At 73.1% G+C, this 18,986-nt stretch carries 15 protein-coding genes; 9 read left to right on the top strand and 6 right to left on the bottom strand.

Going from position 1 to position 18,986, the window contains the following annotated elements:
- Positions 1 to 6: 6 nt before the first annotated feature.
- On the bottom strand, positions 7 to 1,002 hold the full coding sequence (locus EUS26_RS09315) for a LacI family DNA-binding transcriptional regulator (RefSeq protein ID WP_130013568.1): 996 nt from the start codon (positions 1,000 to 1,002) through the stop codon (positions 7 to 9).
- Between the two features lie 127 nt (positions 1,003 to 1,129).
- Here EUS26_RS09315 and araB point away from each other — a divergent pair, with 127 nt between their 5' ends.
- The 6 genes from araB to mmsB all read left to right on the top strand — a co-directional run bounded on the left by araB (position 1,130) and on the right by mmsB (position 9,138).
- Positions 1,130 to 2,842: a ribulokinase gene (araB, locus tag EUS26_RS09310; RefSeq protein ID WP_130013423.1), complete on the top strand. Its 1,713-nt coding sequence runs from the start codon at positions 1,130 to 1,132 to the stop codon at positions 2,840 to 2,842.
- On the top strand, positions 2,839 to 3,570 hold the full coding sequence (locus EUS26_RS09305) for an L-ribulose-5-phosphate 4-epimerase (protein WP_130013421.1): 732 nt from the start codon (positions 2,839 to 2,841) through the stop codon (positions 3,568 to 3,570). Before araB ends, EUS26_RS09305 begins: the two co-directional genes overlap by 4 nt.
- Positions 3,567 to 5,081, top strand: coding sequence for an L-arabinose isomerase (gene araA / locus EUS26_RS09300; RefSeq protein WP_130013419.1), 1,515 nt, complete (start codon positions 3,567 to 3,569; stop codon positions 5,079 to 5,081). Before EUS26_RS09305 ends, araA begins: the two co-directional genes overlap by 4 nt.
- Positions 5,082 to 5,164: 83 nt before the next feature.
- Positions 5,165 to 6,322 carry a multiple monosaccharide ABC transporter substrate-binding protein gene (gene chvE, locus EUS26_RS09295; protein ID WP_130013566.1) on the top strand — a complete coding sequence of 386 codons (1,158 nt, stop codon included), beginning with the start codon at positions 5,165 to 5,167 and terminating at the stop codon, positions 6,320 to 6,322.
- 102 nt (positions 6,323 to 6,424) lie between these two features.
- Entirely contained in the window at positions 6,425 to 7,969 is a 1,545-nt protein-coding gene (gene mmsA / locus EUS26_RS09290; protein WP_130013417.1) for a multiple monosaccharide ABC transporter ATP-binding protein, read from the top strand.
- Positions 7,966 to 9,138, top strand: coding sequence for a multiple monosaccharide ABC transporter permease (gene mmsB, locus EUS26_RS09285; RefSeq protein ID WP_130013415.1), 1,173 nt, complete (start codon positions 7,966 to 7,968; stop codon positions 9,136 to 9,138). The genes mmsA and mmsB overlap by 4 nt, the downstream gene beginning before the upstream one ends.
- Before the next feature lie 39 nt (positions 9,139 to 9,177).
- Here the strand turns inward: mmsB and EUS26_RS09280 are convergent, their stop codons facing one another.
- Positions 9,178 to 10,026, bottom strand: a complete 849-nt coding sequence (locus EUS26_RS09280) for a L,D-transpeptidase family protein (protein ID WP_165368563.1) — start codon at positions 10,024 to 10,026, stop codon at positions 9,178 to 9,180.
- A 177-nt stretch (positions 10,027 to 10,203) separates the two neighbouring features.
- Between EUS26_RS09280 and EUS26_RS09275 the strand changes: the two genes are divergently transcribed.
- Genes EUS26_RS09275 through EUS26_RS09265 form a run of 3 tightly spaced genes read left to right on the top strand, consistent with a single transcriptional unit; the run spans position 10,204 to position 13,251 of the window.
- Entirely contained in the window at positions 10,204 to 11,508 is a 1,305-nt protein-coding gene (locus EUS26_RS09275) for an ABC transporter substrate-binding protein (protein ID WP_130013413.1), read from the top strand.
- Positions 11,508 to 12,416, top strand: coding sequence for a carbohydrate ABC transporter permease (locus tag EUS26_RS09270; protein ID WP_130013411.1), 909 nt, complete (start codon positions 11,508 to 11,510; stop codon positions 12,414 to 12,416). Before EUS26_RS09275 ends, EUS26_RS09270 begins: the two co-directional genes overlap by 1 nt.
- Position 12,417: 1 nt before the next feature.
- Positions 12,418 to 13,251, top strand: a complete 834-nt coding sequence (locus tag EUS26_RS09265; protein WP_130013409.1) for a carbohydrate ABC transporter permease — start codon at positions 12,418 to 12,420, stop codon at positions 13,249 to 13,251.
- 34 nt (positions 13,252 to 13,285) lie between these two features.
- Here the strand turns inward: EUS26_RS09265 and EUS26_RS09260 are convergent, their stop codons facing one another.
- The 4 genes from EUS26_RS09260 to EUS26_RS09245 form a co-directional block, all read right to left on the bottom strand.
- Positions 13,286 to 14,017, bottom strand: a complete 732-nt coding sequence (locus EUS26_RS09260) for a VOC family protein (protein WP_202865099.1) — start codon at positions 14,015 to 14,017, stop codon at positions 13,286 to 13,288.
- Positions 14,010 to 14,633, bottom strand: coding sequence for a maleylpyruvate isomerase family mycothiol-dependent enzyme (locus EUS26_RS09255; protein WP_130013407.1), 624 nt, complete (start codon positions 14,631 to 14,633; stop codon positions 14,010 to 14,012). Before EUS26_RS09255 ends, EUS26_RS09260 begins: the two co-directional genes overlap by 8 nt.
- Positions 14,634 to 14,661: 28 nt before the next feature.
- Entirely contained in the window at positions 14,662 to 17,946 is a 3,285-nt protein-coding gene (locus tag EUS26_RS09250; RefSeq protein WP_130013405.1) for a DEAD/DEAH box helicase, read from the bottom strand.
- 99 nt (positions 17,947 to 18,045) lie between these two features.
- Positions 18,046 to 18,897 carry an alpha/beta fold hydrolase gene (locus tag EUS26_RS09245; protein WP_130013403.1) on the bottom strand — a complete coding sequence of 284 codons (852 nt, stop codon included), beginning with the start codon at positions 18,895 to 18,897 and terminating at the stop codon, positions 18,046 to 18,048.
- Between the last annotated feature and the right edge of the window lie 89 nt (positions 18,898 to 18,986).

Genomic DNA, 18,986 nt, shown 5'->3' with positions numbered 1-18,986 from the left:
GTGTAGTCAGCCCCGCCCGTGCCGGGCCACGCTGGACCGGGAGACCAGACGGGGCGGGATGAGCAGCTCCGCCTGCGCCGCCCCGCCCTCCAGCGACGTCACGAGGCGCTCCACCGCAGCCGCCCCGACGGCGTCGAACTGCTGCTCCACGGTGCTGAGCGCCGGCTGCAGCCACCCGCTCTCCGGGGTGTTGTCGTAGCCGATGACGCTCACCCGCCCGGGCACCCCGGCACCGGCCCGGTGCAGGGCGGCCATGAGGCCCAGGGCCATCGAGTCGTTCGCCGCGAAGACCGCGGTGACCTCGCCCCACCGCGGGTGCGCCAGCAGCTCCACCCCGGCCCGGTAGCCCGACTCCGGGCTCCAGTCCCCGGCCCACACCGGGCCGGGCTCCACACCGGCCGACCGGAGCCGGTTCGCCCAGCCGGCGGTGCGCTGGCGCGCCTCGCCCCAGTCCTCCGGCCCGCTCACGTGCGCGATCGTCCGGTGCCCGCACTCCAGCAGGTGCTCGGCCACGAGCCGGCCACCCGCCTCGTTGTCGCTGGCGACGAAGGGGACGTCGTCGCCGAGCCGCCCCTCCACCGCGACCACGGGCAGCTGGTCGCGCAGCCCGGCGACCATCCCCGCCTGCTGGTCCGTGGGGGCGATGACGGCCACCCCCTCGACGTCGCGGCGGAGCACCTCCTCCAGGACGGCGTCCACCTGGCCCGCGTCCAGCCCGTGGGCGGACACCAGCTGCGCCGCGTAGCCGCTGCGCCGGGCCGCGGCCTCGATGCTCAGCAGCATGGACATCGGCCCGAAGAGCGGGCCCATGAAGCTGACCACCCCGAGCGACCGCGTGCGACGCACCGCGAGGTTGCGGGCGGTCCCGCTGGGCCGGTAGCCCAGCCGGACCATGGCACGGCGCACCCGGTCCACGGTCTCCGGACGCACCTGGTCGCTGTTGTTGACGACCCGCGACACGGTCTGGTGCGACACGCCGGCCGCGGCCGCCACGTCATACATGGTCGTGCGTCGACCCCGCACCAGCCTCACCTCTCCGTCCGCTCGTCGCCCATCCTGCACCGTTCGTCGCAGGGGCGGCGAACAGGTGTTTTGACAAACCGCATGTTAGCGGTAACCTCCTCGTCTTGTGAGCGGTAACAACACCTACGTCGTCGGCGTCGACTACGGCACCCTGTCCGGGCGGGCCGTCGTCGTCCGGGTGGCGGACGGCACGGTGGTCGGCAGCGCCGCCCACCCCTACGCCCACGGCGTGATGGAGTCCGAGCTCACCGCCGGTCCGTCGGCCGCCGGGGGCGCCGCCGCGACCCTGCCGCCGGACTGGGCGCTGCAGGTGCCCGGTGACTACGTCGAGGTCCTGTCGCACGCCGTCCCGGCCGCGCTGGCCTCGGCCCGCGAGGAGCACGGCGTGCGGCCAGAGGACGTCGTGGGCATCGCGACGGACTTCACCGCCTGCACCATGGTCCCGACGACGGCCGACGGCACCCCGCTCAGCGAGCTGGCCGCGTTCGCGGACCGGCCGCACGCCTACGTGAAGCTGTGGAAGCACCACGCCGCGCAGCCGCACGCCGACCGCATCAACGCGCTGGCCCACGAGCGGGGCGAGCCGTGGATCGGCCGCTACGGCGGGCTCATCTCCTCGGAGTGGGAGTTCGCCAAGGCGCTGGAGCTGCTCGAGGACGACCCCGAGGTCTACGCCGCCACCGAGCGCTGGGTCGAGGCGGCTGACTGGATCGTCTGGCAGCTGTGCGGCAGCTACGTCCGCAACGCGTGCACCGCGGGCTACAAGGGCATCCGCCAGGACGGCCGCTACCCCGACCGCGACTTCCTGGCCGCGCTGAACCCCGACTTCGCGGACTTCGTCGCCGACAAGCTCGACCAGCCCCTCGGTGAGCTCGGGGCCCCCGCCGGCCGGCTGACGGCACAGGCGGCGGCGTGGACCGGCCTGCCGGAGGGCATCACCGTCGCCGTCGGCAACGTCGACGCCCACGTCACCGCCCCGGCCGCCGGCGCCGTCGACCCCGGGCAGATGGTGGCCATCATGGGCACCTCGACCTGCCACGTCATGAACGGCGAGGCACGCCGGGAGGTCCCGGGGATGTGCGGCGTCGTCGAGGGCGGCATCGTGCCGGGGCTGTGGGGCTACGAGGCCGGCCAGTCCGGGGTGGGGGACATCTTCGGCTGGTTCGTGGAGCACGGCGTCCCGCCCGGCTACCACGAGGAGGCGCACCGACGGGGTATGTCGGTGCACGAGCTGCTCACCGACCTCGCCTCCCGGCAGCAGGTGGGTGAGCACGGGCTGGTGGCGCTGGACTGGCACAGCGGCAACCGGTCGGTCCTCGTCGACCACGAGCTGTCCGGCCTCGTCGTCGGGCAGACCCTGGCCACCCGGCCGGAGGACACCTATCGCGCGCTCCTCGAGGCCACCGCGTTCGGGACCCGCGTCATCGTCGAGGCGTTCGTCGAGGCGGGCGTGCCGGTGACCGAGTTCGTCGTCGCCGGGGGGCTGCTCAAGAACGCGCTGCTCATGCAGATCTACGCCGACGTCACCCGGCTGCCCATCTCGACCATCGCGACCGACCAGGGCCCGGCGCTCGGGTCCGCCCTGCACGCCGCCGTCGCGGCCGGGGAGCATGCCGACATCCGCGCCGCCGCGTCCGCCATGGGCCGGGTGGACCGGGCGGTCTACACCCCCGACGAGGAGTCGGCGCGCGCCTACGACGCGCTCTTCGCGGAGTACCGCACGCTGCACGACCACTTCGGTCGCGGTGGCAACGAGGTCATGCACCGGCTGCGCGCGCTGCGGCGCGCCGCCCGCGCCGGACGGGGGACGGCCGCGTGAGCCTGGCCCAGCACCCCGAGCAGGTGCGCACCGAGGTCGCCCGGGTCCGCGAGGTCGTGGCGCGGCTGCACGCCGAGCTGCCCCGCTGGGAGCTCGTGGTGTGGACCGCGGGCAACGTCTCCCAGCGGGTCCCCGGCACCGAGCTGTTCGTCATCAAGCCCTCCGGAGTGGGTTACGACGAGCTGTCGCCGGAGGCCATGGTGGTCTGCGACCTCGACGGCGAGCTCGTCGAGGGCGCGCACCGCCCCAGCTCCGACACCGCGGCCCACGCCTACGTCTACCGGCACCGGCCCGACGTCGGCGGCGTCGTGCACACCCACTCCCCCTACGCCACCGCCTGGGCGGCGCTGGGCGAGGACATCCCGTGCGCCCTGACGATGATGGCCGACGAGTTCGGGGGGCCGGTCCCCATCGGCCCGTTCGCCCTCATCGGGGACGACTCCATCGGCCGCGGCATCGTGGAGACCCTGCGCGGGTCCCGCAGCCCCGCGGTGCTCATGCGCAGCCACGGGCCCTTCACCGTGGGCCGCGACGCGCGGGCCGCCGTCAAGGCGGCGGTCATGGTGGAGGAGGTCGCCCGGACCCTGCACCTCGCCCGCCAGCTCGGGCCTCTCACGCCGCTGGACCAGCGCGACGTCGACGCCCTCTACCACCGCTACCAGAACGTCTACGGCCAGGCGCCCGCCTCGCCGTCCACCGAGCAGCACCAGGAGCAGGCACCAGCATGAGCGCGCAGCCCCGCACCGAGGACGCCGAGATCTGGTTCTGCACCGGCAGCCAGCACCTCTACGGCGAGGAGACCCTCCGGCAGGTCGCCGAGCAGAGCCAGGCCATCGCCCGACAGCTCGACGACGCCGATGCGGTCCCCGTCCGCATCGTCTGGAAGCCCGTGCTGACCGACCGCGACGCGATCCACCGCCTCGCTCTGGAGGCCAACGCGCACGAGGGCTGCATCGGGATCGTCGCCTGGATGCACACCTTCTCGCCGGCCAAGATGTGGATCGCCGGGCTGGCCGCCCTCGACCTGCCGCTGCTCCACCTGCACACGCAGGCCAACGTGGAGCTGCCCTGGTCGACCATCGACTTCGACTTCATGAACCTCAACCAGGCCGCTCACGGGGACCGCGAGTTCGGCTACCTGCAGACCCGGATGGGCGTGCGGCGCAGCACGGTGGTCGGGCACGTCTCCCACGCCCCCGTCCAGCGCCGGGTCGGCGACTGGGCCCGGGCGGCCGCCGGGTGGGCCGCGACGCGCTCGCTGAGGCTGGCCCGGTTCGGCGACAACATGCGCAACGTGGCCGTGACCGAGGGCGACAAGACCGAGGCCGAGATCCGGCTGGGCGTCTCGGTCAACACCTGGGGGGTCAACGACCTGGTGGCCGCGGTCGCCGAGGTGGGCGACCACGAGGTGGACGCCCTCGTCACCGAGTACCTCGACCTCTACGACGTCGCGCCCGAGCTGCGCCCCGGCGGGGAGCGGGCCGGGTCGCTGCGGGACGGCGCCCGCCAGGAGGTGGCCCTGCGCACGCTGCTGGAGTCCCTCGGCGCGACCGCCTTCACGACCACCTTCGAGGACCTGGGCGGTCTCACCCAGCTGCCCGGGCTCGCGGTCCAGCGCCTCATGGCCGCCGGCTACGGCTTCGGCGCCGAGGGCGACTGGAAGACCGCCGTCCTCGTCCGCGCGGCCAAGGTCATGGGGGCCGGCCTGCCCGGTGGCGCCTCCCTCATGGAGGACTACACCTACGACCTCACCCCGGGCGCGGAGAAGGTCCTCGGCGCCCACATGCTGGAGATCTGCCCGTCGCTGACGACCGCCCGGCCGCGCCTCGAGGTGCACCCGCTCGCCATCGGCGACCGCGAGGACCCGGTCCGCCTGGTCTTCCACGCCGACCCCGGACCGGGGGTCGTGGTGGCGATGACCGACATGCGCGACCGCTTCCGGCTCACCGCCAACGCGGTCGACGTGGTCGCCCCCGACGCCCCGCTGCCGCACCTGCCCGTCGCCCACGCCGTCTGGCGCCCGCAGCCCGATCTCGCCACCTCGGCCGAGGCGTGGCTCACCGCCGGCGCGGCCCACCACACCGTCCTCACCACCCAGGTGGGGGTGCCGGTCGTCGAGGAGTGGGCCGCGATGTCGGGCACCGAGCTGCTGGTCATCGACCAGGACACCACCACGCGCGACTTCGCCCGCGAGGTGCGCTGGAACCAGGCCTACCACCGCCTCGCGCAGGGCGTCTGAGGCGACCGCACGGCATACCCACCCGCGACGGACCACCGTCCACCACCCGCACCCGCGGGACCACACCCAAGGAGACACCCATGATGATCCGTAGGTACACCGCCATCGCCGCCGGTGCCACGCTCGCCCTCAGCCTCGCGGCCTGCGGCGGCGAGGGTGCGGGCAGCGGCAGCGCCGACGAGGGCAGCGCGTCCGAGGGCGGAGGGGGCGAGGGCGGCACCGTCGGTGTCGCCATGCCCACCCAGACCTCCGAGCGCTGGATCGCCGACGGCAACGCCGTCGAGGCCGGGCTCACCGAGGCCGGCTACGACGTCGACCTGCAGTTCGCCAACGACGACATCCCCACCCAGAGCCAGCAGATCGACCAGATGATCACCAACGGGGCCGACGCCCTGGTCATCGCCGCGATCGACGGCACCGCCCTCTCCAGCCAGCTCGACGCCGCCGCCGCCGCGGGCATCCCGGTCATCTCCTACGACCGGCTGATCCGGGACAGCGAGAACGTCGACTTCTACGTCACCTTCGACAACTACAACGTCGGCGTGCAGCAGGCCACGGCGCTGCTGGTCGGGCTGGGCATCCTCAACGAGGACGGCTCCGAGGGCGACGCGGAGGGACCGTTCAACATCGAGCTGTTCGCCGGGTCGCTGGACGACAACAACGCCCACTTCTTCTGGGACGGGGCGATGGACACCCTGCAGCCCTACATGGAGGACGGCACCCTCGAGGTGCCCTCGGGCCAGACCGACATCGAGCAGGCGGCAACGCTGCGGTGGCAGCAGGAGACGGCGCAGCGCCGCATGGAGGACCTGCTGACCAGCACCTACAGCGGGGACACCGAGCTGCACGGCGTGCTCTCCCCCTACGACGGCCTGTCGCGCGGCATCATCACCGCGCTGCGCGGCGACGGTCGGGGCGACACCATCGAGGACGGGCTGCCCGTGGTCACCGGCCAGGACGCCGAGATCGCCTCGGTGAAGCTCATCGCCGACGGCGTCCAGCAGTCGACCATCTTCAAGGACACCCGCAAGCTGGCCGACCAGGCCGTCGTCACGGTCGAGGCCTACATGGCCGGCGAGGAGGCCGAGGCCAACGACACCGAGAGCTACGACAACGGCGTCAAGGTCGTCCCCTCCTACCTGCTGGAGTCCGACGTGGTCTACCAGGACAACATCACCGAGCTGCTCATCGACTCGGGCTACTGGACCCAGGAGGAGGTCGACTCCGGCGTCGCCGAGTGACCCTCCTGCCCGACCGCTCCTGACCCGTCGCGTCCGACGACGGGTCAGGGGCGCCCCCCTTCCCCGCCGCGCACCTGCGCGGTGCCCCCCGTGAGGAGCTCCATGAGCGACACCATCCTGGAGATGCGTGGGATCACCAAGACGTTCCCCGGCGTGAAGGCGCTGGAGGACGTGACCCTGAAGGTCCGACGCGGCGAGATCCACGCCATCTGCGGCGAGAACGGCGCCGGCAAGTCGACCCTGATGAAGGTGCTGTCCGGGGTCTACCCGCACGGCACCTACGAGGGCGACATCCTGCTGGACGGCGACCCCGTCCGCTTCGCCTCGATCAACGACAGCGAGTCGCAGGGCGTCGTCATCATCCACCAGGAGCTCGCCCTGGTGCCGCACCTGTCGATCGCCGAGAACATGTACCTCGGCAACGAGCGTCGCGGCCGGGGCGGCCTCATCGACTGGCACCGGACCAACCGGGACGCCACCGAGCTGATGGACCGGGTCGGTCTGCACGAGCTGCCGGTGACCAAGATCGGGCACATCGGCGTGGGCAAGCAGCAGCTGGTCGAGATCGCCAAGGCGCTGTCCAAGGACGTGCGGCTGCTCATCCTCGACGAGCCGACGGCGGCCCTGAACGACAGCGACTCCGCGCACCTGCTGGGGCTGCTGCGCCAGCTCCGCGACCAGGGGGTCACCTGCATCATGATCTCGCACAAGCTGGGCGAGATCGCCGACATCGCCGACCGGACGACGATCATCCGGGACGGCCGGACCATCGAGACCCTGGACATGGGCGAGGCCGGCTCCACCCAGGACCGGATCATCCGAGGGATGGTCGGGCGTGACATGGAGCACCGCTACCCCGAGCGGGAGCCGCACGTGGGTGAGGAGATGCTCCGGGTGGAGCAGTGGCGGGTGCACCACCCCACGCAGACGGACCGCGTGGTCATCGACGACGCGAGCTTCTCGGTCCGGGCCGGGGAGGTCGTCGGGATCGCCGGCCTCATGGGTGCCGGTCGGACCGAGCTCATGATGAGCATCTTCGGCCGCAGCTACGGCCGCGACATCTCCGGGCGTGTCCTCAAGCAGGGCCAGGAGGTCGACGTCTCGACGGTCTCCCGGGCCATCGGCCACGGCATCGCCTACGCCACCGAGGACCGCAAGGCCTACGGGCTCAACCTCATCGACGACATCCGGCACAACACCTCGGCCGCCGGCCTCGACAAGCTGTCCCGGCTCGGCTGGGTCAACGGCCTGGAGGAGCTCAAGGTCGCCCAGGACTACCGGCGCGACCTCAACACCCGCACGCCCAGCGTGCTCAACAGCGTCGGCAAGCTCTCCGGCGGCAACCAGCAGAAGGTCGTGCTGGCCAAGTGGCTGTTCACCGACCCCGACGTGCTCATCCTCGACGAGCCCACCCGGGGCATCGACGTCGGGGCGAAGTACGAGATCTACACGATCATCAACCGGATGGTCGCGGCCGGCAAGGCGGTCGTCGTCATCTCCTCCGAGCTGCCCGAGCTGCTCGGCATCAGCGACCGCATCTACACCCTGGCCTTCGGCCGGATCACCGGTGAGATGCCCGTCGCCGAGGCGACCCAGGAGCGCCTCATGTCCCTCATGACCATGGAGAAGGAAGGTGCCGCCCGATGACCGGGACGCTCAACCTCAAGGAACTGCTCACCAGCAACATCCGCCAGAGCGGCATCCTGCTGGCGCTGGTGGTGATCGTCGGGTTCTTCTCGGTCCTGCAGCCCAACTTCCTCACGCCGGGGAACCTCACCAACATCGTCCTGCAGTACTCCTACATCCTCATCCTCGCGATCGGGATGATCATCGTCATCATCGGTGGGCACATCGACCTGTCGGTGGGCTCGCTGGTGGCCCTGACCGGGGCGACCGCGGCGGTCGTCTCGATCCGCAGCGGCATGCCCTGGTGGGTCGGGGTGCTCGCGGCGCTGGCGGTGGGCGTGCTGGCCGGGTGCTGGCAGGGGTTCTGGGTCGCCTACGTGGGGATCCCGGCCTTCATCGTCACCCTGGCGGGGATGCTCATCTTCCGCGGCCTGACCTTCCAGGTCCTGGACAACGTGTCGCTGTCCCCCTTCGGCGGCACCTACTACCAGATCGCCAACGGCTTCCAGAACGGCATCCTGGGCGGCTACGGGGTCGACGTCTTCACCTTGGTCATCTTCGCCGTCGCCGTGCTCGGGTATGCCGTGAACGCCTGGCGGCAGCGGCGGGCCGCGGTCTCCTACGAGCAGGAGGTCGGCGCGCTGCCGCTCTTCGTGCTCAAGGTCGTCGCCGTCGGTGCGGTGGTCATGTGGTTCGGCTACCAGCTCGCCCAGAGCCGCGGCCTGCCCAACGTGCTCATCCTGCTCGCGGTCCTCGTCCTCATCTACGGGCTCGTCACCCAGAAGACGGTCTTCGGCCGCAACGTCTACGCCATCGGCGGCAACCTCACGGCCGCGAAGCTCTCGGGCGTCAAGGTCAAGAAGGTCAACTTCCTCATCTTCGTCAACATGGGCCTGCTCTCGGGCATCGCCGGGGTCGTCTTCTCGTCCCGCATGAACGGTGCGCAGCCGGGCGCCGGCAACATGTTCGAGCTGGACGCCATCGCCGCCTGTTTCATCGGCGGGGCCGCGGTCACCGGAGGTGTCGGCCGGGTCAGCGGGGCCATGATCGGTGGTCTCATCATGGCCGTCATGTCCAACGGCATGCAGCTCATGGGTGCCGACCAGTCGACGCAGCAGCTGGTCAAGGGACTCGTCCTGCTGCTGGCGGTCGCCTTCGACGTCTACAACAAGCGGCGCGCCGGTAGCTGAGCCGGGCGGCCACCGCAGAGCCGGCTGGGGCTCACCCGCTCACAGCACGACGACGCGGTGGCCCAGGGCCAGCAGGCCCTGCGACCAGAACATCTCCATGGCGTCCACCGAGATGCGGGCGCACCCGTGCGAGGCCGGGACGGGCGGGATGGACATCGACCCGTGAACGGCGTAGTTGCCGGAGTAGTACATGGGCCGGTACATCCTGCCCAGCTCGCCGTCCTGCCAGCCCTCGCTGTGGGTGAGCCACACCTGGAAGTCGCCGGTCGGGGTGCGCGCGTCGTACTCGTGGTCCTCGAACGTGTACGGCTCGCCGTTGCCGGTCGAGGTGTTCAGCGTCATCAGCGTGGCTCCGCCGCGCACCACCAGCAGCAGCTGGGAGGCGAGGTGCACCTCGACGTGGTCGCCGCCGTGGGCCGGCACCGGGCGGTAGCCGGTGGCCAGCGCCGCGCGGGTGCTCGGCCCGACGACGCCGTCACGCCACAGTCCGTGGGCCTTCTGCAGGGCCCACACGGCCTGCTGGGTGAGGTGCCCGAACCCGCCGTCGGGCGCGCCGCACCAGTAGCCGGCGTCGTTCAGCTGCTCCTGCAGCACCCAGACCGCCTCGCCACCGCTGCCTCGCTCGAGGACCGGCGGCGGCGGTGGCTCGACCGGCTCGGGCTCCGGCTCGGGCTCGACGGGCTCCGGCTCCGGTTCGACGGGCTCAGGCTCGACGGGCTCCGGCTCCGGCTCGGGTTCGGGTGGGAGCACGAAGCGGCCCCCGTCATCCTGCAGACCCCCGACGACGGCGCCGGTCATGAGCCCTGCGCCACCCTTGACCAGGGCCCGGCGGGGCAGCGGGGCGGTCCGCAGCCGCCCGGCCACCCACGCATACCTCTGCCTGCGCATGTGTGTCCCCTTCCTCCGTGCTGTCCAGTAGACGCGGCCGCGGCATCGCCAGGTCGCCCGCCGCTCCTGCTGTTGCCGAATCGTGATGTCGGTCGATCGCCCGCGCCCCGTCCCCGGTGCCCGCATATGCTGCACCTCACCCCAGGTTGTCACACCCATCGCACCAGGAGGACCACCATGGCCCGCCCGCACCGACCGCTGCCGACCCTGTCCCGACGGCGCATGCTCGCGCTCGGCGGCGTCGGCGCGCTCGGCGCCTCGCTCGCCGCCTGCGGCGACAACACCGGGCGCGAGGGCTCCGCCGGCCAGGAGGACGGCGGCGGCTCCAGCGGCGGACGGCCCAGCATCGCGCAGTGGTACCACCAGTACGGCGAGGCGGGCACCCAGGAGGCCGTGGAGCGGTATGCCGCCGACTACGAGCCGGCCGACGTCACCGTCTTCTGGAAGCCCGGGGACTACGACCAGACCACCGCCGCCTCGCTGCTCACCGACTCGGGCCCGGACGTCTTCGAGTACGGCAACGGGCCGACCATCGACATGATCCGCGGCGACCAGGTGGCCGACCTCACCGACCTCTTCGGCGACACCCTGGACGACTTCACCCCCTCCCTCGTCGAGCGGATGACCTACGACGGCAAGATCTGGGCGGTCCCCCAGGTGCTGGACATGCAGGTCCTCGTCTACCGCAGGAGCATGCTCGAGGAGGCCGGCATCGATGCGCCGCAGCAGATCCCCGATCTCGTCGCGGCGGCCCGCGAGCTCACCCGCGGCGACGTCAAGGGTCTCTTCCTCGGCAACGACGGCGGCGCCGGGCTGCTCGGCGGCCCGATGCTGTGGGCGGCCGGCCTGGACTACCTCGACGGCGAGCAGGTCGGGTTCCACAGCGCGGGTGCCCCCGAGGCGCTGTCGGTGCTGCGGACCCTGTGGACCGACGAGTCGCTGCTGCTGGGTCAGGCCAAGGACTGGTTCGACGCCGACGCCCTCATCTCGGGTCGGACGGCGATGCAGTGGACCGGGCTGTGGACCTTCCCCGCGATCAGCGAGGCGCTGGGCGACGACTTCGGCGCCATCCCCTGGCCCTCGATGGAGGGCGGGTCCCCCTCGGTCCCCGTCGGGGCCTACGGCTCCTGCGTCTCCACCCGGGCCGGCGACGTGCAGGCCGCCAAGGACTTCGTGCGCTGGCTGTGGATCGACCAGACCGACAAGCAGCTCGACTTCGCCACCTCCTACGGCTTCCACGTCCCCTCCCGGGTCAGCCTGGTCCCCCAGGCCGAGGTGCTGTCGTCGGGCCCTGCCGCGGACGCGGCCGGCTACGTCACCGAGTTCGGCCACGCGCAGACCCCGCTGCTGTGGACGCCGCAGTGCGCGACCGCGTGGAGCGACATGATGAGCCGCATCGTGCGGGACGGGGCCGACCCGCAGGAGGAGCTGGACGCGCTGGTGCCTGTCGTCGAGGCCGAGCTGGAGCGGGTCACCGGCTGATGCTGGCGCGGCTGCGGGGTCGCCACGACGTCAACCTCTGGTTCTGGGTCTTCGTCGGCCCGTTCTTCGCCGGGCTGGTCCTGTTCATCTACGTGCCGATCGGCTGGAGCGTCTACCTCTCCTTCTTCGAGGCCTACAACACCGTCACCCCCACCGAGTTCGTCGGCCTGGCGAACTACCGCGACATGCTCGCCGACCCGGCCTTCCGCGACTCGCTGCTGACCTTCGTCGTCTTCGCCGCCTTCATCGTGCCGACGACCTTCGCCCTGTCCCTGCTCACCGCCCTGCTCGTGGCCCGGACCCGGGTCATGCAGGCGTTCTTCCGGTCCGTCTTCTTCCTCCCGGTCGCCTGCTCCTACGTGGTCGCCGCCCTCATCTGGAAGATGTCGATCTTCTCCGGCATGCGCTCGGGCGCGGCCAACGCCCTGCTCGGGCTCGCGGGCCTGGACCCGATCCCCTGGCTGTCGCTCACGAACCCGCCGTGGTACTGGCTCGTCATCGTCTCGGCCCGGCTGTGGCTGCAGGTCGGCTTCTACATGATCCTGTTCCTCGCCGCGCTGCAACGGGTGCCGACGAACCTCTACGAGGCCGCGGCGATCGACGGCGCCGAGGGGTGGCAGGTGTTCCGGCACATCACCTGGCCGCAGCTGCTGCCGGCGTCCACCGCCGTGCTCCTGCTGCTGCTCATCAACGCGTTCCAGGCGTTCGACGAGTTCTACAACATCCTGGCCGGCTTCGGGGGCTACCCGCCGTACGCCCGCCCACCGCTGGTGTACCTCTACTACACGGCGCTCGGCAGCGGGCAGAACTTCGGCGACGGCAGCGCGGGCGCCGTCATCCTCACGGTGCTCATCGCGGTGGTCGCCCTGGCCCAGACCCGCCTGCTGCGCCTGGGCGGGAGGGACTGAGATGCTGCACGAACGCCGCCGCTACGTCGTGCTGCGCTGGACCCTGCTGCTCCTCGGGACCGTGCTCTTCCTCCTGCCCTTCGCCCTCCTGCTGCGCGGTGCGTTCAGCAGCGAGGGCGACCTGACCTCGGGCACCTGGCACTGGCTCCCGCCGACGTGGGAGTGGGGCAACCTCGCCGCCGTCCTGGACAACCGGACGGTCCCGCTGGGCCGCGCGCTGCTCAACAGCACGCTCATCGCGGTCAGCCAGACCGTCGGGGTCCTCGTGCTGTCCGGGATGGCCGGCTACGGGCTGGCCCGCATCCCCTACCGCTGGTCCGGTGTCGTCTTCTGGCTCATCACGGTGACCCTGCTCATCCCGGCCGCCGTGACCTTCGTGCCCAGCTTCGTCCTCGTCTCCTCCCTCGGGTGGATCTCCACGCTGCGCGGGCTCATCGTGCCCGGGCTCTTCCAGGCGCTCGCGACCTTCCTCTTCCGGCAGTTCTTCCTCTCCTTCCCCCGGGAGATCGAGGAGGCCGCCGCGCTGGACGGGCTGTCCTGGTGGGGCACCTTCTGGCGGGTCGTCGTGCCCAACTCCGGCGGTTTCGCGGCGGCGATCGGCACCATCACCTTCATCGGCTCGTGGAACGCCTTCCTGTGGCCGCTGGTCATCGGCCGCGCCCCCGAGTCGTGGACCGTGCAGGTGGCGCTGTCGACCTACCTCACCGCGCAGACCTCCCAGGTCAGCCTGCTCTTCATGGCCGCCCTGGTCGCGATCCTGCCGCTGCTGCTGATGTTCCTCCTGCTGCAGCGGTGGATCGTCCAGGGCGTCGAGCGGACCGGCATCAGCGAGTGAGACACCCGAGCGAGGCACCCCGGGTGAGACACCTCTAGAAGGTGACGTCGCCGGCCGGCCCCGTCAGCCGGGCGTGCAGGGCGGGCACCGGCCCGTGCGAGACCGGGAGATCGGCACCGAGCAGCCCCAGCACCTGCCGTGCCCGCACCGGGTCGGGGTGCTCGGCCCGCAGCCCCGCCAGCCCGAGCACCGGGAGGTCGTCGTCGAGGGGATGGGCCGCACCGCCCCAGTCGATGAGGAAGGGCTGGACGCCACCCAGGCCCAACGGCGAGGGCACCGCCAGCCGCCAGGCCAGCTCGGTGCCCGCCGGGGTCCGGCGGGCGGCCCCGACCGGTTCGCCGACGTCGATGCCGGCCGCCCCGGCCCGGGCCACCGCCTCGTCCAGGTCGGCCGGGCGGACGGCCCAGGCATACCCCACCGGCGGGTGCCCCGCGCCCAGCCGGCCGACGCCGAGCATGGTGCGCTCCGGTGGCACGTCCGGCTGCTGCGGGTCCGGGGCGAGCAGCTCGAGGTATGCCGTGGTGCCGCCCCGCACCCGCAGCGCCACGAGGGCGTTGTGCGTGCCCCGGCCGGCGTGGGCGCCACCGGGTGCCGCCGCCACCCCGGTGCGCTGCCGCAGCTGCTCGACCGCGGCGTCGAGGTCGGGGACCGCGTAGACGACGTGGTCCAGCGCGGCGGGGCGCCGCTGATGCTCGCCGGACCCCCGCTCCGGGCGCCCGGTCCCGCGGCCCCGCTGCTCGCGGCCACCCCCCGCTGCCTCACCCACGCGACAGCATCCGGTCGACACCGGGACCGCGCAGGTCGTGGGCGCAGGCGCGCCGCCCCGAGACCGTCATGAGCAGGGGCAGGGCCCGGCCCTCGACCACCGGCCCGTCACCCACGACGACCCCGGCGTCGGTCACACGCAGGGACAGGCCCTCGACGCGGTCCTTGCCGCCCCCGAGCCCGACCGGGGTGCGCAGCTGGTAGCGCAGGGCGAGCACCACGGCCTCCTGGGCGTAGACGTGCCGGATCCCCAGCGGGCTCCGGACGTCCTCGCCGTGCACCACCTCCTCGACCAGCCGGCTGGCGCGGGGGGCCGGGGGCGAGGAGGTGCGTCCCATCACCGCGCGCAGCCGCTCCAGGGTCTCCCCCGGGCTCGTGCAGCGTTCGCGCGCCACTCCCCGAGCGTTCTGCCGGTCGAAGTCGAACCCGGCGCGCACCATCGCCAGGAGCAGCCGGGGCGTGGTCGTCCGGGCGTTGTCGACGAGGTGGGCGACGACGTCGTGGACGCTCCACCCCGGGCACAGGGAGGGCTCGTCCCAACGGGGCGTCTCCACGGTCTCCAGGTCGGCCACCAGGGCCTCGCGCTCCCGGTGCACCAGACCCCACACGTCGCTCATGTCGCATCCCTCCGTCGCCTCGACCCGCTCACCCGTCCAGCAGCCCCCGGATGTCCTCCGCGGTGACCACGCCGGAGCCGAACTCGCCCGAGTCGACGACGCTGGTGAACAGGCGTCGCTTGCGCTCCTGCAGGGCCACGACCTTCTCCTCGATGGTGCCGGTGGACACCAGACGGTAGACGTTGACCGTCCGGTGCTGCCCGATCCGGTGGGTCCGGTCGACGGCCTGCGCCTCCGCCGCGGGGTTCCACCACGGGTCGAGGACGAAGACGTAGTCGGCCTCGGTGAGCGTCAGGCCCACCCCGCCGGCCTTGAGGCTGATGAGGAAGGCCGGCTGCGCGCCCTCCCGGAAGGAGGCGATGCGCGCCGCGCGGTCCCGGGTGCGGCCGTCGAGGTAGACGTGCTCGATGCCGGCCGCGTCCAGGGCGTCCCGGACCAGCGCGAGGTAGCTGGTGAAGCTGGAGAACACCAGGGCGCGGTGCCCCTCGGCCGCGAGCGCGGTGAGCCGCTCGACCAGCGCCGTGACCTTGGCCGAGGTCGCGAGCCCCGCGTGCTCGGCGTCGAGCAGGGAGGGGTCGAGGGAGAGCTGGCGCAGCATGGTCAGCGCCCGCAGGATCTTCAGGCGGTTCTTGTCGAGGTCGGCCAGCAGCCCCAGCACCCGCTGCCGTTCCCGCTGCAGGTGCTGGTCGTAGACGCGCCGGTGCGCGGGGTGCAGGTCGATGGCGAGCGTCTGCTCGATCTTGTCGGGCAGGTCGGCGGCCACCTGGCCCTTGGTGCGGCGCAGCATGAACGGCCGGACCCGGCGCCGCAGCCGGGCCAGCTCCTCGGGCGCGGCCCCCGACTCGATGGGCCGGCGGTAGCGCTCGGTGAAGGCCTCCGGGCGGGGGAAGAGCCCCGGCGCCGCCAGCGAGGTCATCGACCACAGGTCCATGAGGGTGTTCTCCAGGGGCGTGCCCGTCATCGCGAAGGTGCGGGCCGCCCCCAGCAGCCGCACCGCGTGGTAGGTCGCCGAGCGGCGGTTCTTGACGACCTGGGCCTCGTCGAGGACCGCGGCGCTCCACGGCAGCGCGTGGTAGTCCTCGGCCTCGAGGCGCAGCAGGGTGTAGGAGGTGATGACGAGGTCGGCCGCGCCGACGGCGGTCGCGAGGTCGGTGCCGCGACGCCGGCGGGTGGCGGTGACCGTGGTGGTCCGCAGGTGCGGGGCGAAGCGTTCGGCCTGCTCGGCCCAGGCGGTCACGACGCTCGTGGGCGCCACCACGAGCACCGGGCCCTCCGCCAGGTCGGCGCGGTGCTCGGCCCGGACCACCATCGCCAGGGCCTGCAGGGTCTTGCCGAGACCCATGTCGTCGGCGAGGATGCCGCCGAGTCCGGCGTCCCACAGGCCGGACATCCAGCGGTAGCCCTCCAGCTGGTAGGGACGCAGCGTCGCCCGGAGGTCCGGCGGCGGCACGACGTGACCGCGGTCGCCGTCACCGAGGGCGAGCAGGGCCTCCACCCGCTCCGCCCACCGGCCGCCCTGCTCGTGGACGACCCCCAGGTCGACCAGCTCCTCCCACAGGCCCGCCTGGTAGGGCGAGAGCCGCAGCAGCGACCCGTCCTCGCCGTCGTCGTCCACGAGCTCACGAGCCTCCTCGATGAGCCGGCGCAGGGTGAGCAGCTCGGGCTGGTCCAGCGGCAGCCAGAGGCCGGAGTCCAGGAGCAGGACGTCCTGGCCCGCCGCGAGCGCGGCGAAGAGCTGCTCGAACGGCACCTCCTGGCCGTCGACGGTGACGCTGACGTGCAGGTCGAACCAGTCGCCCTCGCCGGCCTCGCTGGTGGTGAGCCTCACCACGGGGTCCTCGGCGGCCTGCTCGTAGGTCACCAGCTCGCCGTGCACGAGGACGTCGAGGTCCTCGCGCTCCTGCAGCCCGGGCAGCACCTCGCCCGCGAAGCGGGCGGTCGCCAGCCCGGTGAGGAGGGAGCGCGGGCGCAGCCGGACCGAGCCGGCCTCCCCGTTGGCGAACAGGCCCGGGGAGGCCTCGAGCAGCGGCAGCACGGCCGCCACGGCGTCCCGCTCGGCGGCCTCGTCCCGGGCGAGGTCCTCGGCCCCCGGCTCCAGGCCCACGACCACGGTGTCGGGCGCCCCGTCCACCGTGGGCACGGCATACCCGAAGGTCCACCGCACGTGCAGGACGTGACCGGGCTCGGGGGTGACCTCCAGCCGCAGCCGGGGCGGGCGGTCCGCCGGGGTGACGACGCTGCCGTCGCTGGAGCTCAGCCCCACCCGACGCGAGAGCGCGGGGTAGTAGCCGGTGAGGAAGCGCCCCACCTGGTCGGCCGGCACCTCGAGCGACCCCGCGCCCTCCAGCAGGCCCACCACGGGGTCGGGGACCGGTCCGCGCAGCGGCCACAGCGTGAGGTGGTCCTGCTCATCCACCCGGCCGAGCCCGTGGGCCGGCCGACCCACGAGGAAGCGCCCACCCCCGCCCTCCGCCCCGCCCGCGGCGTCCACCGCCGGCTCCAGGGCCAGGGAGCCGTCGTCCCGCCGCACCACGTCCAGGCCCACCCCGGCCGTTCCCTCCCCCAGCTGCACCCCGGTGAGACCCTGGCCGGGCACCAGCGGGATGCCCGCCGCCACGACCTGCGCCAGGACCGGCCAGGCCACGGCGCCGATGTCCCCCAGCGGCAGCTCCTTGGCGGAGGAGTAGTAGTAGCCGAAGCCCGAGCTGCGGCCCAGCGCCGCCAGCTGGCCGAGCAGCGCCCGGTGCCCCGGGTCGACCTCCGTCGTCGACCAGCGGTTGGTGAGGTCGTCCCAGCCCACGCCCTGGCCGACCCACGGCTTGCTGCGTCCCGGCCGCACCGGGGCCAGGGTGACCCGCGTGGACTCCTCCCGGCCCCCGGGCCCCCTGCTGAGCGACACCTGCAGCCCGAGCCGGTGCCGGGTGCCGCCGGGCCCTGCTGCCGGGCGGACGAGCGGGGCCAGCACGGCCTCCCACCCCGGTATCGCGGAGGTGCCGGAGCGCAACCGCGCGCGGGCGGTCAGCAGGACCGCGACCGCGTGCTTGCAGTCGTGGGCGACCGGGCAGCTGCACTGCCCGCCCCAGGCCACGACCTCCCGGTCGTGCACCCGCACCACGGTCTGGTAGACCCGGCCGCCCGAGCCCACGACGGTGCCGACCAGGGCGGCGCCGTCGGGGCCGGTCACGAGGGTGCGGACGTGGCCGGCGTCGGCGTAGCCCTGGCCCCGGGCCAGCGTCAGCTCTCCCACCTCGGCCCGCAGGTCGGTGTCCGCGACGCGCAGCACCCACCCGGCGGCGGACAGGTCAGGCGGCATGGACCGAGCCTAGGCGCCCGCACCGACGGTCCCCGCCCGTCGTCCACAGCCGGGTGGGTGGACACCCGCCCCGGTCTCACCCTGCTCGTGACGGACGCCTCAGCCGGGCCCGCCCGCGTCGTCGGTCGCCACGCCGGCGCGCCGCAGGACCTCCTGCGCCAGCTCGCCCGGACGCCGCTCGGGCAGCCAGTGCCCGGCGTCGAGCTCGACGAAGCGGTAGTCGGCGTCCACGTAGCGGCCTGTCCGCTCGGCGGCGGCGCGCCCCAGGAACGGGTCGCGGGCTCCCCAGACGAGGGTGGTCGGGACCGCCACCCGGCCCACCGCCCGGCCACCGGAACGCGCGGCGGCGCGGTACCAGCCGACCGGGCCGCGCAGCGCCGCCCGGGTGCCGAGACGTGCGGCGTACCGGCCGGCGTCGTCGCGCGGCAGGCCGGTGCGCGCCAGCGCGCCCCGGCGCAGCGCCCTGGCCATGACCAGCTCGGGCAGCAGGGGCACCTGGAAGCCGGCGACGTACCAGCTGCGGCGGGCCTGGTCGGCGTGCCGGACCGCCCAGGCCAGGGCCCGCGGGTGCGGCGTGGAGGCGACGGTGAGGCTCGCGACGCGCTCCGGGTGCCAGGCGGCGAGCGCCCAGGCGACGGCACCGCCCCAGTCGTGCCCGACGACGTGCACCTGGTCCACGCCGACGTGGTCGAGCAGCCCGACGGCGTCCTCGACCAGCCGCTCCAGCCGGTATGCCGCCACGCGCCGCGGGCGGGCGCCCGCGACATACCCCCGCTGGTGGGGTGCCAGGGTGCGCATCCCGGCCGTCTGCAGCACCGGCGCCACCCGGTCCCACGCGGTGGCGTCCTGGGGGAAGCCGTGCAGGAGCAGGACGGGCGGGCCGTCGGGCGGTCCCCCGGTCACCGCCTCGTGGGTCAGGCCGTCGCGCGTGTGCCGCAGGGTCTCGTCCATGGCCCCATGATGGCGGTGGCCAGGCACGACTGCGATAGACTGGTTCCAGCAGCCCGGATCGTCTCGCCCCGGACTGCCTGATCTCGCAG

The sequence above is a fragment of the Serinicoccus sediminis genome, from assembly GCF_004153545.1.
In the GTDB taxonomy this organism is placed as follows: domain Bacteria; phylum Actinomycetota; class Actinomycetes; order Actinomycetales; family Dermatophilaceae; genus Ornithinicoccus; species Ornithinicoccus sediminis_A.
The sequence above is the reverse complement of the archived record's forward strand: the minus strand, read 5'-3'. Positions and strand labels throughout refer to the sequence as shown.